The organism is Enterobacteriaceae endosymbiont of Donacia clavipes, from assembly GCF_012570365.1.
GTDB lineage: Bacteria > Pseudomonadota > Gammaproteobacteria > Enterobacterales > Enterobacteriaceae.
On record NZ_CP046208.1, the window covers coordinates 81,864 to 98,447 of the forward strand.

Annotated in this window: 15 protein-coding genes; 8 read left to right on the forward strand and 7 right to left on the reverse strand. The window is 19.2% G+C overall.

The features are described from left to right. The first annotated feature begins 58 nt into the window (after positions 1-58). The 5 genes from fabF (at position 59) to GJT92_RS00460 (ending at position 5,054) form a co-directional block, all read left to right on the forward strand. Complete coding sequence (gene fabF / locus GJT92_RS00440) at positions 59-1,300, forward strand: beta-ketoacyl-ACP synthase II (RefSeq protein ID WP_168919859.1); 1,242 nt, start codon at positions 59-61, stop codon at positions 1,298-1,300. A 247-nt stretch (positions 1,301-1,547) separates the two neighbouring features. Further along, complete coding sequence (tmk, locus tag GJT92_RS00445) at positions 1,548-2,177, forward strand: dTMP kinase (protein ID WP_168919548.1); 630 nt, start codon at positions 1,548-1,550, stop codon at positions 2,175-2,177. 2 nt (positions 2,178-2,179) lie between these two features. Further along, positions 2,180-3,181, forward strand: coding sequence for a DNA polymerase III subunit delta' C-terminal domain-containing protein (locus tag GJT92_RS00450; RefSeq protein ID WP_168919549.1), 1,002 nt, complete (start codon positions 2,180-2,182; stop codon positions 3,179-3,181). Positions 3,182-3,214: 33 nt separating this feature from the next. Further along, positions 3,215-4,669, forward strand: coding sequence for a PTS glucose transporter subunit IIBC (gene ptsG / locus GJT92_RS00455; protein ID WP_168919550.1), 1,455 nt, complete (start codon positions 3,215-3,217; stop codon positions 4,667-4,669). A gap of 31 nt (positions 4,670-4,700) precedes the next feature. Beyond that, entirely contained in the window at positions 4,701-5,054 is a 354-nt protein-coding gene (locus tag GJT92_RS00460; RefSeq protein WP_168919551.1) for an HIT domain-containing protein, read from the forward strand. A gap of 115 nt (positions 5,055-5,169) precedes the next feature. Here the strand turns inward: GJT92_RS00460 and gap are convergent, their stop codons facing one another. The 7 genes from gap to GJT92_RS00495 are packed head-to-tail and all read right to left on the reverse strand — an operon-like array spanning position 5,170 to position 13,071. After that, positions 5,170-6,168, reverse strand: a complete 999-nt coding sequence (gene gap, locus GJT92_RS00465) for a type I glyceraldehyde-3-phosphate dehydrogenase (RefSeq protein ID WP_168919552.1) — start codon at positions 6,166-6,168, stop codon at positions 5,170-5,172. A 55-nt stretch (positions 6,169-6,223) separates the two neighbouring features. Further along, positions 6,224-8,032, reverse strand: a complete 1,809-nt coding sequence (gene sppA, locus GJT92_RS00470) for a signal peptide peptidase SppA (RefSeq protein WP_168919553.1) — start codon at positions 8,030-8,032, stop codon at positions 6,224-6,226. A 29-nt stretch (positions 8,033-8,061) separates the two neighbouring features. Further along, the gene (gene xthA / locus GJT92_RS00475; protein ID WP_168919554.1) at positions 8,062-8,868 is read right to left on the reverse strand and encodes an exodeoxyribonuclease III; all 807 of its coding nucleotides are present in this window, start codon (positions 8,866-8,868) and stop codon (positions 8,062-8,064) included. Positions 8,869-8,926: 58 nt separating this feature from the next. Continuing rightward, on the reverse strand, positions 8,927-10,411 hold the full coding sequence (gene cls, locus GJT92_RS00480; RefSeq protein WP_168919555.1) for a cardiolipin synthase: 1,485 nt from the start codon (positions 10,409-10,411) through the stop codon (positions 8,927-8,929). A 43-nt stretch (positions 10,412-10,454) separates the two neighbouring features. Next, complete coding sequence (ychF, locus tag GJT92_RS00485) at positions 10,455-11,498, reverse strand: redox-regulated ATPase YchF (RefSeq protein ID WP_168919556.1); 1,044 nt, start codon at positions 11,496-11,498, stop codon at positions 10,455-10,457. Positions 11,499-11,512: 14 nt separating this feature from the next. Further along, entirely contained in the window at positions 11,513-12,100 is a 588-nt protein-coding gene (pth, locus tag GJT92_RS00490; protein ID WP_168919557.1) for an aminoacyl-tRNA hydrolase, read from the reverse strand. Positions 12,101-12,123: 23 nt separating this feature from the next. Further along, positions 12,124-13,071, reverse strand: coding sequence for a ribose-phosphate pyrophosphokinase (locus GJT92_RS00495; protein WP_168919558.1), 948 nt, complete (start codon positions 13,069-13,071; stop codon positions 12,124-12,126). 224 nt (positions 13,072-13,295) lie between these two features. Here GJT92_RS00495 and prfA point away from each other — a divergent pair, with 224 nt between their 5' ends. The 3 genes from prfA (at position 13,296) to thrS (ending at position 16,574) form a co-directional block, all read left to right on the forward strand. Beyond that, complete coding sequence (gene prfA, locus GJT92_RS00500) at positions 13,296-14,375, forward strand: peptide chain release factor 1 (protein WP_168919559.1); 1,080 nt, start codon at positions 13,296-13,298, stop codon at positions 14,373-14,375. Between the two features lie 3 nt (positions 14,376-14,378). Then, positions 14,379-15,233 carry a peptide chain release factor N(5)-glutamine methyltransferase gene (prmC, locus tag GJT92_RS00505; protein ID WP_168919560.1) on the forward strand — a complete coding sequence of 285 codons (855 nt, stop codon included), beginning with the start codon at positions 14,379-14,381 and terminating at the stop codon, positions 15,231-15,233. A 78-nt stretch (positions 15,234-15,311) separates the two neighbouring features. Then, the gene (gene thrS, locus GJT92_RS00510) at positions 15,312-16,574 is read left to right on the forward strand and encodes a threonine--tRNA ligase (protein ID WP_168919561.1); all 1,263 of its coding nucleotides are present in this window, start codon (positions 15,312-15,314) and stop codon (positions 16,572-16,574) included. Positions 16,575-16,584 lie beyond the last annotated feature (10 nt).

The following is a 16,584-nucleotide window of genomic DNA, read 5'->3' on the forward strand; positions in this document are numbered from 1 at the left end:
TTCTATGTTATTTTATAATTTTAAATAAAATATGAATAATTTAAATAAAAAAAAATTAATGTATAGACGTAGAGTAGTAATTACTGGTATTGGAATGATAACTCCTATAGGTAATTCAATAAAATCTAATTGGTATAATCTTATAAATGGAAATAGTGGTATTAATCATATTGATACTTTTAATATTAATAAATATAAAACTAAAATTGCTGGTTTAATAAAAAATTTTAAATATAAAGATTATATTATAAATAAAAAAAAAAAAAATATTGATTTATTTATACAATATGGATTAGTTGCTTGTAAAGAAGCTATTAAAAATTCTGGTTTATTATTTAATAAAAGAAATAATCCAAGATTTGGTGTTTCTGTTGGTTCAGGTTTAGGTGGTATAAATTTAATTGAAAAAAATTCTTATATTTTAAATAAAAAAGGTTTAAAACAAATAAGTCCTTTTTTTTTCCCATCAACTATTTTGAATATGTTAACAGGTAATATTTCAATTAAATATAAATTAACTGGTCCTAGTCTATCAATTAGTACAGCATGTAGTTCAGGAATTCATAATATTGGTATAGCTTTTAAAATTATATCTTATAATGATGCAGATATTATGATTGCTGGAGCATCAGAAAAAGCTGTTACTCCTTTAAGTTTAAGTGGTTTTTGCGCTATGAAAGTTTTATCTAAAAGAAATAATCAACCTACAAAAGCAAGTAGACCTTGGGATAAGGATAGAGATGGATTTGTAATTGGAGACGGAGCAGGTATATTAATTTTAGAAGAATATAATCATGCAAAAAAAAGAAATGCAAATATTTTTGCTGAAATTATTGGATTTGGTATGAGTAATGATGCATATCATATAACTACTCCTTCTATAAATGGTAAAGGAGCTCAATTAGCTATGTCAAATGCATTAAAAGATGCAAATATTAATCCTGAAAAAATTGAATATATAAATGCTCATGGTACATCAACTATATTAGGAGATATAGCAGAAGCAAATGCTATTAAAATAGTTTTTAAAAATAATTATTCTAAATTATCTATAAGTTCTACTAAATCTATTACTGGGCATTTATTAGGTGCAGCAGGAGCAATTGAATCTATTTATTCTATTTTATCTTTAAAACACCAAATAATTCCACCAACAATTAATTTAGACCATCCTGATAAAAATTTAAATCTAGATTTTGTGCCTAATTTTTCTCGTGATGTAAATAATATGAAATATGTATTATGCAATTCTTTTGGTTTTGGTGGAACTAATGCATCATTAATATTTAAAAAAATATAATTTATTATGAATAATAATATTATAATCTTGTCATAAAAAATTTTAAGTAAAAAATATTTTTATATATTTTAAAATTTTTGTATAAATAATTATTAATTTAAATAATATTAATATTATACAAATAGATATATAATTAATTAAAATTAATTATTAAATAATATTTTGTTTATTTTAAATGAATAAATTTTTTTTTAAAAAAAATTTTACTATAATGTTATTTATTTTAATAAAATTTTAATAACAAAAAATGAAAAATAATAAATTTATTGTAATAGAAGGTATCAATGGATCTGGGAAAACAACAATTTGTAATTATATAATAAAATTATTAAAAAATTTTAATATGACAAATATTATTTTAACTCATGAACCTGGAGGAACACCGGTTGCTGAAAAATTAAGAAAGATTATAAAATTTACTAAAGAAGAAAATTTTTCTTATAAAACAGAATTATTACTATTATATGCTTCTAGATTACAATTATTAAATAATATTATACGACCTAATATTAATACACATTGGATAATATCTGATAGATATGATTTATCTTCTTATGCTTATCAAATTGGAGGAAGAAGAATAAATAAAAAATATATAACTTTTTTACAAAATTTTATTAAAAATAATATACAACCTAATATTATTATTTATTTAGATATAAAACCAATGATTGCTCTAAAAAGAATTAAATTTAAAAAAAAAGATAGAATTGAAAATGAATCTATAAATTTTTTTTCTAGGGTACGTAATTATTATTTAAAAATAGCAAAAAAAAATAAAATAATTAAAATAATTAATGCCAATAATAGTTTAAAAGATGTTAAATTTTTAGTTAAAAAAAAAATTGTAAAACTAATAAAATCTACAGAAATATAAAAATGTATAATTCTTCTTATCCTTGGTTAAATTTTTTTTATGAAAAAATAATTTATCAATTTTTAAATAAAAAAAATTATAATACTTTTATTTTTTGTTCTATAAATGGTTTAGGTACTATTTCTTTAGTTTATGAGATAATTAAATGGATTTTTTGTATAAATAAAAAAAATTTATATAGTTGTTCTATTTGTAATAATTGTTTATTAATTAAAGAAAATAATTATCCTGATTTACATATTATTAAATGTAAAAAAAATCAAACAAATATTAGTATAGAATCAATCAGAAATTTAATAAATAATATTTATAATTCTTCTTATAACGATAAAGGTAAAATTATATGGATTCCTTATGCTAAACAATTAAATATATCATCTAGTAATGCTATTTTAAAAATTTTAGAAGAACCACCTATAGATACTTGGTTTTTTTTACAATGTAAAAATAAATATGAAATATTACCTACAATATATAGTAGATGTCAATTTTGGCATATATATCCTCCTAATGAAAAATTAGGTATATCTTGGTTAAAAAATAAATTTAAAAATGGTAAAATTTTAAAAAAAATATATATACAAACAGCATTACGATTATGTAATAATGCTCCGATTTATGCATATAAATTACTAAATAATATAATATGGAAAGAAAGAAAAATTTTATATAATATTTTTATATCTTCTTTAGAAGAAGATATAATGAAATTATTATATATATTAAACAATAAAAATATTTTATTATATTTGAATTGGATATATCTAATTTTATTAGATACAATAAAATTACATCTAAAAATAAATGAAAAATATTTTTATAATTTAGATCAAATTTTTATTATAAATAAAATATCTAATTTAATTTTCTTAGATAAAATTTTATTAATGATAAAAAAAATATTATATTATCGTAATATTTTAATAAAAATTAATATAATTAATAATGAATTAGTATTAATTAACTTATTATTATCTTTAGAAAAAATTTATAAACATAAATAATAATTTTAAAAATAATTAAATTAAGGTTTCATAATGTTTAAAAATACATTTGCTAATATGCAAAAAATTGGTAAATCTTTAATGTTACCTGTATCAGTATTACCTATAGCTGGTATATTATTGGGTATAGGATCAGCTCATTTCTATTGGTTACCCCAAATTTTTTCTAATATTATGGAAAAAACAGGTAGTTCTGTATTTGTAAATATGCCTTTAATATTTGCTATTGGTATAGCTTTAGGATTTACTAAAAATAATGGTGCATCTGCATTAGCAGCTGTTATTTCTTATGGTATTTTAACAAAAACTGTTGAAGTAGTAATTCCTCTATTATTACATAATAAAATTACTCAAGAAATAATAATACAAAAACATTTAGCTGATACAGGAGTTTTAGGCGGTATTATTGCTGGTTCTATTGCTGCTTATATGTTTAATCATTTTCATAAAATTCAATTAGTTGATTATCTTGGTTTTTTTTCTGGAATACGTTTTGTTCCTATTATTTCTGGAATAATGTCTATTTTTATTGGTTTATTATTATCCTTAATATGGATACCTGTTGGTAAATTAATACAAATATTTTCATATTGGGCTGTATATCAAAATCCAATATTTGCATTTGGTATTTATGGAATAATAGAAAGAGCATTATTACCTTTTGGTCTACATCATATATGGAATGTCCCATTTCAAATGGAAATTGGTTCATTTATTAACACAGTTACTAAACAAATGTATCATGGTGATATTGCAAGATATATAGCTGGAGATCCATCTGCAGGAAAATTAGCTGGAGGATTTTTATTTAAAATGTATGGATTACCAGGAGCGGCTATAGCAATATGGCATACAGCAAAAGAAGAAAATAAAAAAAAAATTGGTAGTTTAATGTTATCTGCAGCATTAACATCTTTTTTTACAGGAATTACTGAACCTATAGAGTTTTCCTTTATGTATGTAGCACCAATATTATATATTATTCATATTATTTTATCTGGATTATCTTTTCCTATTTGTATTATATTGGGAATGAGAAACGGAACTAGTTTTTCTCATGGTTTAATAGATTTTATTATTTTAAGTGGTAACGGTAGTAAAATATGGTTATTTCCTATTATAGGAATTATTTATACTACTATTTATTATAGTATATTTAAAATTTTAATAAAAAAATTAAATTTACAAACTCCTGGAAGAGAAAAAATACAAGATCATATTTATGAAAATAATAATATGTTATCAAAAAATTATGGTAAAGATTTAGTAAATGCTTTTGGAGGAAGTAATAATATTACTAATTTAGATGCTTGTATTACTAGATTACGTATAAGTGTTAAAAATATAAATAAAGTTAATAAAAAAAAAATAAAATTATTAGGAGCTTCTGCAATTATTATTTCAGGTAATGGGATCCAAGCTGTATTTGGTACTAAATCAGATAATTTAAAAATAAAAATGGAAAATTTTATAGAAAAAGATAAATAAAAATTAAGGTAATTATTAAAAAATAAGTTTTATGAATAAAAATAAAAAAAATATATTTCAAAAAATCTTATCTAAAAAAATCATTACTAATATTATTTATCAAGATAATTTAGTAACTGCTTTTGATGATATCAAACCTATATCTCCGGTACATATTTTAATTATACCTAATATTTTTATTAGTACATTGAATGATATTAAAAAAAATAATGAATTAATATTAGGAAGAATGTTATTTATTGCATCTAAAATAGCAAAAAAAAAAAATATTGATAAAAAAGGATATAGAATTGTTATTAATTGTAATAAACATGGATGTCAAACAATATTTTATTTACATATGCATTTATTAGGTGGAAGACAAGGTATAAAAAAATTTTTCTAAAAACTATTTTAAAAATATTTATAATATTTTATAAAATATCAATTTTTTTTAACTGCTATGTATTTATTTATAATACATAGCAATAATTTTTTTTAAAATGTTCCTATTATAAATTTTATTTAAAAATATGTAATATTAAATCTAGTATTTTAGCAGAATATCCTGTTTCATTATCATACCAAGAAATTAATTTAAAAAAATTATTATTAATAGCAATACTTGCTTTTTTATCAAATATAGATGTTAATAATGATCCATTAAAATCACTGGATACTACATCATCATCTGTATAACCAATAATATTTTTCATATAATTATGTGAAGCAAATTTAATAATTTTATAGATATTTGATAATGTAGTTTTTTTTAAAATTCGAACTGTAAAATCGACTACAGAAACATTAGCAACTGGTACTCTTAGGGAAATACCTGTTAATTTATTATTTAATTCAGGTAAAACAATACCAACAGCTTTTGCTGCTCCAGTAGTTGAAGGAATAATATTTTGATATGCTCCTCTACCACCCCTCCAATCTTTACTAGAAGGACTATCCACAGTTTTTTGTGTTGAAGTTACTGCATGAATAGTTGTCATTAAACCATTTTCAATAATATAATTATCATTAATAATTTTAGCTAAAGGAGCTAAACAATTAGTTGTACATGAAGCATTAGAAATAATTTTTTCTCCTTTATAATTATTTAAATTAACTCCATTTACGTACATAGGAATAGAATTATCTTTAGGAGGTGCTGTAATAATAACTTTTTTTGCACCAGCATAAATATGCTTATTAGCCAGTTCTTTTGTTAAGAAAATACCAGTAGATTCTATAACAACATCAATATTTAAATGATCCCATTTTAGTTTACTAGGATCTGATTCAGAAAAAATATGTATAATATTTTCATTTATAATTAAATTATTATTTTTAACTTTAATTTTTTCATTAAAATACCCATGTGTAGAATCATATTTTATCATATAAGCCATATAATTTGCTTCTAATAAATCATTTATTGCTATAATTTTAACTTTATTATTTTTTTGAGCAATACGAAAAAAAATACGACCTATTCTTCCAAATCCATTAATAGCTACTCTAATAGACATTAAATTATCTCCTAAAAAAATAAAATTAATAATATATAATAAAGTTATTATTATTTTACATAATGTATAAAGAATATGTTTTTTTCAAATTATAATTTTTATCATTTAATGATAAAAAATTTTCTTTAAAAAAAACTTTTATATTATTTTTAATAACTTCAGATATAATGTAACTATGTGTATTAACAAGAAGATTTAAAAAATTAAAGGTTTGAATATTTTCCCATTGTAATTTAACATTTTTAATTTTTGTTAATTGAGCTATTTTAAATACTGCATAATCAAAATCACCTAAAGCATCAACTAAACCGTTTTTAATAGCATCTTTCCCTATAAAAATTATACCATTAGCTATTTTTTTAACCTCTTCTATAGGTTTATTTCTTCTTTGAGATACTAAATTAATAAATTTTTCATAACCGTTTTGTATATTTAGTTGTAATACTTTTTCTGCTATATATGGTAATTTTGTACTCATAGTAATATTAAATCTATCTGATATATTTACTCCATCTTTACTAATACCTAATCTTTCTAAAACTTTACTAAAATTATTTACAACAGTAAAAATTCCAATAGAACCAGTTATAGTTGTTGAATCACTAATTATATAATCAGCTGCTGTAGAAATCCAATATGCTCCTGATGTAGCCATACTGCCCATTAATACTACTATTGGTTTATGTGCTTTTCTTAATAAATTAAGTTCATTATAAATATCTTGAGCAGCCATTATATCTCCTCCTGGACTATTAACTTTTAATATTAATCCTTTAATATTTGAATTTTTATAAACTTTATGTATTTCATTAGTAATAATTTTACTTGTATTTTTACCATATTGCATTAATCCATCTACAGTTATAACTGCAATATTACCATTTTCTTCTATATTATCTAATTTATACATATTTATGTAATCATTCAAATTAACCTTATTATATGTTTCTTTTGTACTATCCCAGCCAAATTTTTTAATCATTTCTATTTCAAACTCAGAACTAGTATAGAGTTTATCTATTAATTTATTTTTTAATGCAAATAATGCTAGGTTTCCATGATATTTTTTTAAAGAAATTAAAAAATTTTGATCTGAAGGAAAAATATCTTTTGGTTTTACATGTCTATTACTTGATATAGTGATTAAATAATCATTCCATAAATCATCAATTAATTTTTGCATAATAATTTTATTATGCTTAGACATATTATTCCTTAATAAAGGTTCTACAGCTGATTTATATTCTCCTATTTTAAGTACATTAGGTTTTATTTTTAGTTTTTCTAACATATTTTTATAATAAAAATTATTCATTTCAAAACCACGTAATTTCACATAACCATAAGGAGATAAAATGATTTTATTAGCAAAACTAGCTAAATAATATTGATTTTGATCATATATATCTGCAATTGCATATATTTTTTTACCTGATTTTTTAAAATTATTTAAATATTTTCCTATATAACGTAATGTAGATATATCGTAAATATTTAAATTATTAAATCTTAATATAATTCCAGAAATATTTTTATTATTTTTTGCATGATTAATTGTTTTAATTATATCTAATACCGAATAATTTTTTTTTTTTTGTATATATTTATTATATAAATTAAATAGCAAACTATTTTTATATACAGTATCATTATTAATATTTTCTTCAAAATTAATTTCTAATACTTGATTATTTTTTTTAAATGTTGTATTAACATTTTTATTATGTTTAACATTATATATGTAATAACATAATATAGAAATTAATAATATAAAAATTATATTTATTATTAATATTCTAGCAAAATTAATTAATGACCATAAATAACAACAAAAAAATTTTATTAAATTCAAAATTTTAATCATTTTTCACCTATTTTTAAAATACAAGTTTTTTAATTAATTTTAAAATTTACCCAAATAGGAGCATGATCTGAAGGTTTAATTAAATTACGAATAGAATAATCTATATTAGAATCAATATAATATTTAATTAATGATTTAGTTATTAAAATATTATCAATTCTTAGTCCTTTATTCATAAAATATCCTTTATTTCTATAATCAAACCAAGAAAATTTATTATTTGTTAAAGGATGTTTTAAACGCCAAATATCAAATAAACCCCAATTAAGTAATTGATGAATACAAAATCTTTCTTCTGGTAAAAAAGAACATTTTCCTTGTTTTAACCATTTTTTATAATTTTTTTCTCCTATACCAATATCTAAATTAGAAATACTAACATTAATATCACCCATAACTATAATATGACTATTTGGATTTAAATTTTTTTTCATATAATAATATAAATTATTAAAAAAATTTATTTTATATTTAAACTTTGTAATATTATTTTTATTATTTCCTTGAGGGAAATAACAATTTAATATTTTTATATTACCAATAGAACTATTTAAATCAATCATTATTAATCTTTTTTGGTTATCATTATTTGTTAAAAATCCTTGTTGAATATTAAATGGTTTAGTTTTAGTAAATAAACAAACACCATAATATTTTTGTTGACCATATAAATAAATATTATAGCCTAATTTAGATAATTTTTTTTTAGGAAAATCTTTATCACTTACTTTTATTTCTTGTAAACCGATGATATCAGGATTATAAATTTTTATAATTAATTTTAACTGATGTATATGAGCTCTTATACCATTAATATTAAATGAAATAATTTTCATAATAATTTAAAATTTTTAAAGTTAATATTTTATACGTAAAATACTTATTATTCTATATTCATAATATAGGTTTAAATAAAAAACATAATTTTTCTATTAATTTATGCCAATATGGTCTTTTTATCCATAAATTATATTCTAATTTTTTAGATTTTAAAATATATTTATTTTGTATAAATAAAAGAGAATTATTAAATATAATATCATCTATAATTAAATTAATTTCAAAATTTAAATATAAACTTCGTATATCAAAATTTACAGTACCTATAAAACTTATTTTTTTATCTATAATAATACTTTTTGCATGTAAAAAATCTTTTTTTAATTGATAAATTTCAACACCAGATTTTAATAATTTATAAAAAAAAAATTTACTAGCCCAATAAATTAAACTTGAATCATTATATTTTGGTATAATAATTTTTACATTTACTCCACGTTTGGCAGCAATACAAATTGCTAATAATAAATTATTACTTGGAATAAAATATGGAGTTGTTATAATTAAATTTTTTTTACATAAATATATTGCAGTAATTAAAGAATTATGAATAATTTTTTTTGATAATTCTAATCCTGAAAAAACTACTTGTATTCTATTTGTATTATTTTTATTTTTATTTTTATTTTTATTTTTATATTTAAATAAATTTTTTTTTAGTTGTTTAATAGCTAAAATATTTTTACCTGTTTCAATTTCCCAATCATATGAATAAATAATACTTATTGTATTAACAATTGGTCCTTTGATACGAATCATTAAATCAATCCATTTTCCTTTTTTAATATTTTTTTTAAAAAGATTAACATCTATCATATTCATACTACCAACATAAGCAATTTTATTATCAATTAAAACTATTTTTTTATGTTGTCTTAAATCTATACGATAAAAAAAAGATTTAAAAATTGTAATTTTTAATGATTTAATAATAAAAATACCCGCTACTTTTAACATGATATTATACCAAGAACTATAAAAAAATTTTCTACTTCCAATATAATCTAACATTATATAACATTTAACTCCTCTTTTTGCTGCTATTATGATAGATTTTGAAAATTTATTAACTATTCCTCCTGGGATCCATATATAAAAAACTATATGTATACTATTTTTTGCTCTATTAATATCATTAATTAATAATTTAATTGATTTAATTGATGAATTAATTAAATTTATTGAATTATTAGTCATACTTAATAAATTTTGTTGATTTTTACATAATTGAAATAATGATTTAACTTTTATATTTTTATTTTTATGGTTTAATTTATAAAATATTTGTAAATTTTTTAATAATTTACTATAACGAAACCATATTTTTTTAGATTTCTTATGTTTAAATTGGGTTCTTGAGTAAATTTCTCCAAAAATAAAATAAAAAATAATTCCTATAATAGGAAAAATATATAAAATAAAAAACCATAATATATAAGATTTTATATCCTTATATCTTATAAAAATTTTAATTATAATATAAATTATTATAAATATATGAATATACAATAATATTTTATTTATCAATAAATTAATCATATTAAAATATAATGTTTTAAAAATTAAAGTTTATTAAATTTTTTTATATTTTAAAAAGAAAATAAATAATATCTCCATCTAAAATAATATATTTTTTACCTTCTATTTTAATTTTACCTGCTAGTTTTAGCTTATTTTCATTTTTATAAAAAATATAATCTTGAAAATGAATTATTTTAGCCCTTATAAAACCTTTTTGAATATCACTATGAATTTTTTTAGCAGCTTCTAATGCTGTAGTTCCTTTTAAAATACTCCAAGATTTTGCTTCTTTTATTCCTATAGTATAAAAATTATGTAAATTCAATAGTTGAAAACTTAAAGTTATTATTTTTTTTAAATTAGTATTATTTTTTAAAAGAAATGATTTATTTTCCTTCTGAAGAATTTTTAAACATATTTTAAAAATTAAATATTTTTTAACTAAAACATTTATTTTTTTTAAAAAAAATTGATTTTTAATTTTATTTACACCTAAATTAGCTATAATCATCATAGGTTTTATGGTTAATAATTTTAAATTTTGTAAAAATATTTTTTCTTCAAAATTTAATTTTAATAAATTAAGTAATTTTCCTTTTTTTAAATAATTTAAACAAATTTTTAATAAATATTCCCATTTATAAAAATTTTTATTATAATTTTTTTTTAAAATATTATTTTTAAATTTATGTATTAAATTAATATCAAATTGAATAATTTCATTATTTATTATATTAATATCTTCAATAGGATCATATGATAAATTAATTATATTTTCATCATTAAAACAACGTATTACATGAATAAGGGCATTAACTTCTGATATATTATGTAAAAATTGATTACCTAATCCTTCTCCTTTAGAAGCTCCTTTTATTAATCCAGCAATATCAACAATAGTAACTGTAGATTGTATAATTTTTTTAGATTTGGCCAATTTAGCTAAATAAAATAATCTATCATCAGGTACAGCAACTATACTCATATTTGGTTTTATTGTACAAAAAGGGTAATTTAATGCATCTACATTAGAATTAGTTAATATATTAAATAAAGTTGATTTACCTACATTAGGTAAACCTATAATACCACATTTTAATCCCATTACTTATTAACCTATTATTTTTTAGAATTTAAATAATTTATAGCTTTATTATAATTTGTAGTATAAATTAAGATTTTTAAAGCGTTAATACTCTTTTTAATAGCAAAATTAATTTTTTTTTGTTCTATTTTTGTAGGACTACTTAATACAAAATTATTTATTTTTAATTTATTATGTGGACGTCCAATACCTACACGTAATCTATAAAAAGATTCGCTATTAAAATTTTCAATAATATTATTTAATCCATTATGTCCTCCACTACTACCTCCATATTTAAATTTTATTATTCCTGGTGAAAAATCTAATTCATCATGAATAATTAAAATATTTTTAAAATGAATTTTATAAAAATTAGCAATAATAAATATTGATTGTCCTGAAATATTAATAAAAGAATTAGGAATAAATAAAATAATTTTATATTTTAAAATATAAACTTTACTAACATAACCATTAAATTTTTTTATTTTTTTAAATCTTACGTTAAATTTTTTGGATAATTTAATAAGATAATCAGAACCTATATTATGACGTGTTCCAATAAATTTATTATCTATATTATTTCCTAATCCTACAATCATTTTAATATAAGTATTCAAATATTTTCCTATTTATTATTTTATTATTTAAACATTATAGAAATAGATTCTTCATTACTAATTCTTCTTATTGATTCTGAAAGCATATGAGATAAAGATAATACTTTAATATTTTCTAATTTTTGTATTTTTTCTGTCAATGGAATACTATCACATACAATAAGTTTATCTATTACAGAATTAAAAATATTTTTAACAGCATTACCAGAAAAAATAGGATGTGTTATATAAGCTAAAACTTTTTTTGCTCCATTATTTTTTAATGCTTTAGCTGCTTTACATAAAGTTCCTCCTGTATCAATAATATCATCTATTAAAATACAATCACGTTTATTAACATCTCCAATAATATGCATAATTTCCGTTATATTAGCATCAGTTCTTCTTTTATCTATTATTGCCATATCTGTTCCATTAAATAATTTTTTTGCCATTGATCTTGCACGAACCACTCCTCCAATATCAGGAGAAACTATTATTGGATTTTTTAATTTATATTTTAATATATCTGTTAAAAATATAGGACTTGCAAATACATTATCTACAGGAATATTAAAAAATCCTTGAATTTGTTCTGCATGTAAATCTACTGTTAGTATTCTATTTACTCCTACTTTAGATAAAAAATCAGCTATTACTTTAGCAGTGATAGGAACTCTAGCAGAACTAATTCTTCTATCTTGTCTTGCATAACCAAAATATGGAATAACAGCAGTTATTCTACCTGCCGATGCTCTTTTAAATGCATCAATAATAATAATTAATTCAATTAAATTATCATTTGTAGGATTACAAGTTGATTGAATAATAAATATATCATCTCCTCTTACATTTTCATTTATTTTAACAGATATTTCTCCATCACTAAAACGACCTACAAACATTTTACCTAAATTAATATATAAATGATTAGCAATTTTAGTTGCTAATTTAATAACAGAATTTCCAGAAAATAATTTCATATTAGACACAAATTAACCACCTATTTTTTACAATAAAATTAATTTTTTTAATACTAAATTGTATTTAAAATATAAATAAATTTTTACATAAAAATCATAAATATATTATTTAATTTATTTTAAATATAAATATTATATAATAATATTATATAATAATATTATATTAATTATAATATATAAAAGTATATTTATACTATAAATAGTATATTTATTTAAATAATAAAATAAAATTTATGAATTCTTATATTATTAAAAAACTTAATACATTAAAAAAAAGATATGATTATATAACAAAAAAATTAAATAATTATGAACTATATAATGATTATAATTCTTTACGTAATTTATCAACTGAACGTGCAAAATTATTTAATATAATCAAATTATTTATTAAATGGAAAAAAATAAAATTAGATTTAAAATCTAGTAAATCTTTATTAAAAGATAAAGAAATATATACTTTAGTTTTAGAAGATATAAAAAATATTAAAAATAAAAAAAAAAAAATAGAAAAAAAAATAAAAATGTTTTTTATTCCTAAAAATAAAAAAGATAATCGTAATTGTTTTTTAGAAATAAAATCAGGATCAGGAGGAAATGAGGCGGCGATATTTGTAAGTAATATTTCAAGAATGTATATTAGGTATGCTGAATCTAAAAAATGGAAAGTAGAAATTATTCATATTCATTATAGTGAATATGGTGGTTTTAAAGAAATTATTTTAAAAATAATAGGAATTGGAGTATATGGAAAATTAAAATTTGAATCAGGGGGACATAGAGTACAAAGAGTACCAGAAACAGAATCACAAGGAAGAGTACATACTTCTACTTGTATTATTGCTGTTATGCCAGAATTATTAAAAATAGAAATTCCTAAAATAAATACTCAAGATTTAAAAATCGATACATTTAGATCTTCTGGAGCAGGTGGCCAACATGTAAATACAACAGATTCAGCTATTCGTATTACTCATATTCCAACAGGAATAGTAGTAGAATGTCAAGATGAGAGATCTCAACATAAAAATAAATCTAAAGCTTTAGAAGTTTTAGCAGCTAGAATAAATGCAATAAAAATTGCGAAAAAAAATAAAGATCATGCATTAAAAAAAAAAATATTATTAGGAACAGGAGATCGTTCAGATAGAAATAGGACATATAATTTTATTCAAAAAAGAGTAACAGATCATCGTATTAATTTAACAATTTATAAATTAAATGAAATTATGAATGGAAATTTAGACATATTAATTGAACCTATTATAAATCACTATAATAGTAATAAATTATTAAACATAATAAAAAAATAGTTTATGATTATTGAAAAATGGTTAAAATATTCAGCTAATTTATTAAAAAAAAACAAAATATTAGTATATCAATTAGAATCTGTTATATTATTATCTTTTGTTTTAAAAAAATCTAAATCTTGGATTTATGGTTTTTATGAAAAAAAAATAAATTACATAAAATTAAAAATATTAAAAAAATTTTTAAAAAGAAGAATTAAAGGAGAACCTATAGCATATATATTAGGTTTTTGTGAATTTTGGTCATTAAAAATTTATGTATCTCCTTATGTTTTAATACCTCGTAAAGATACTGAAATTTTGGTAAATATTGTTTTACAAAAAATTAATAATAATACTAAAAAAATATTAGAATTAGGTACTGGTAGTGGTGCAATTTCTATTGCAGTAGCTTTTGAATATAGTTTTATAAATATTACTGCTGTTGATATTGATAATAAAATAATTAATTTAGCAAAATATAATGCTCAAAAATTAAATATTTATAATATTACTTTTTTAAAAAGTAATTGGTTTAGTAATTTAAAAAATCAAAAATTTGATATTATCATTAGTAATCCTCCATATATAAGTATTCAAAAATATTTTTTTTTTAAAAAAGAATTAAAATTCGAACCTTATAGGTCATTAATTTCTGATAATAACGGAACAGCAGATTTAAATTATATTATTTCACAATCATCAAAATATCTAAATAATTATGGATGGTTAATATTAGAACATGGATATAAACAAGGTTATATTATAAAAAAAATGTTTCAAATAAAAAATTTTAAAAATATTAATCAATATTTTGATATACAAGGATATGATAGAGTTATATGTGGACAAAAAATCTTAATAAAAGATAAAAAATAAATTTTATTATAATATTTTTTATATATTTTATAAAAAAATTTTGTTATTATTAGGTAATATTTTTATTATAAAAAAAAAATGCAACAAAACTATAATTTAAAAAAAATAGATAAAAAATCAAATTTATTCCATAAAAAAAAATTGTTAGAAAAAGATCATAGATCTATAGGAAAAAAATTAGATTTATATCATTTCCAAAATGAATCTCCAGGAATGGTTTTTTGGCATAATAATGGTTATATTATCTTTCGTGAATTGGAAAATTTTTTGCGTTTAAAATTAAATCAATATAATTATGTGGAAGTAAAAACTCCTTTAATAACAGATGTTTCTATTTGGGAAAATACAGGACATTGGAAAATTTATAGAGAAGCAATTTTTACTACTTATTCAGAAAATAGAAAATATTGTATTAAACCTATGAATTGTCCTGGACATATACAAATATTTCAACAAAAATTAAAATCATATAGGGATTTACCATTAAGAATTGCAGAATTTGGTATTTGTCATAGAAACGAACCATCAGGATCTTTACATGGTTTAATGAGATTAAGAAATTTTACTCAAGATGATGCTCATATATTTTGTACAGAAGATCAAGTTATAAAAGAAGTAAAAAATTGTATTAATATGATGTATGATATTTATCAAGTTTTTGGTTTTAAAAAATTTTTAATTAAATTATCAACAAGACCATTAAATAAAATTGGAAATGATAAAATTTGGGATCAGACAGAAAATAATTTATCTTATATTTTAAAAAAATTAAATATTAATTTTGAATATAAAACAGGTGAAGGAGCTTTTTATGGTCCTAAAATAGAATTTTCTTTTTTTGATTGTTTAAATAGAGAATGGCAATGTGGTACAATACAACTAGATTTTACATTACCTAAATGTTTAAAATTATTTTATATTAATGATAAAAATAAACATATTACTCCAATTATAATACATCGTGCTATTTTAGGTTCAATAGAAAGATTTATAGGTATTCTTCTTGAAGAATTTTCTGGTTATTTACCTATTTGGTTAGCACCTATACAAATAATAATATTAAATATTAGTGAAAAACATAATGATTATGTTTTAAATATATTTAAAATAATTAAAAAAAATAACATTCGTGTTAAATACGATATAAAAAATCAAAAAATTTCATTTAAAATTAGACAATATACTATTCAACATATTCCTTATATTTTAATATGTGGAGATAAAGAAGTTAAAAATAATACAATTTCTATTAGAAATTGTTTTGGGAAAAATTTGGGATTTATGAGTATCCATGATATTATCAATAAAATTAAAAAAGAAATTTATAATTATAATTTTTAAATTAAGGAGA

Coding starts and splice junctions, on each gene's coding strand:
- fabF (WP_168919859.1), top strand. CDS start 59: ATGTATAGACGTAGAGTAGTAATTACTGGTATTGGAATGATAACTCCT.
- tmk (WP_168919548.1), top strand. CDS start 1,548: ATGAAAAATAATAAATTTATTGTAATAGAAGGTATCAATGGATCTGGG.
- GJT92_RS00450 (WP_168919549.1), top strand. CDS start 2,180: ATGTATAATTCTTCTTATCCTTGGTTAAATTTTTTTTATGAAAAAATA.
- ptsG (WP_168919550.1), top strand. CDS start 3,215: ATGTTTAAAAATACATTTGCTAATATGCAAAAAATTGGTAAATCTTTA.
- GJT92_RS00460 (WP_168919551.1), top strand. CDS start 4,701: ATGAATAAAAATAAAAAAAATATATTTCAAAAAATCTTATCTAAAAAA.
- gap (WP_168919552.1), bottom strand. CDS start 6,168: ATGTCTATTAGAGTAGCTATTAATGGATTTGGAAGAATAGGTCGTATT.
- sppA (WP_168919553.1), bottom strand. CDS start 8,032: ATGATTAAAATTTTGAATTTAATAAAATTTTTTTGTTGTTATTTATGG.
- xthA (WP_168919554.1), bottom strand. CDS start 8,868: ATGAAAATTATTTCATTTAATATTAATGGTATAAGAGCTCATATACAT.
- cls (WP_168919555.1), bottom strand. CDS start 10,411: ATGATTAATTTATTGATAAATAAAATATTATTGTATATTCATATATTT.
- ychF (WP_168919556.1), bottom strand. CDS start 11,498: ATGGGATTAAAATGTGGTATTATAGGTTTACCTAATGTAGGTAAATCA.
- prfA (WP_168919559.1), top strand. CDS start 13,296: ATGAATTCTTATATTATTAAAAAACTTAATACATTAAAAAAAAGATAT.
- prmC (WP_168919560.1), top strand. CDS start 14,379: ATGATTATTGAAAAATGGTTAAAATATTCAGCTAATTTATTAAAAAAA.
- thrS (WP_168919561.1), top strand. CDS start 15,312: ATGCAACAAAACTATAATTTAAAAAAAATAGATAAAAAATCAAATTTA.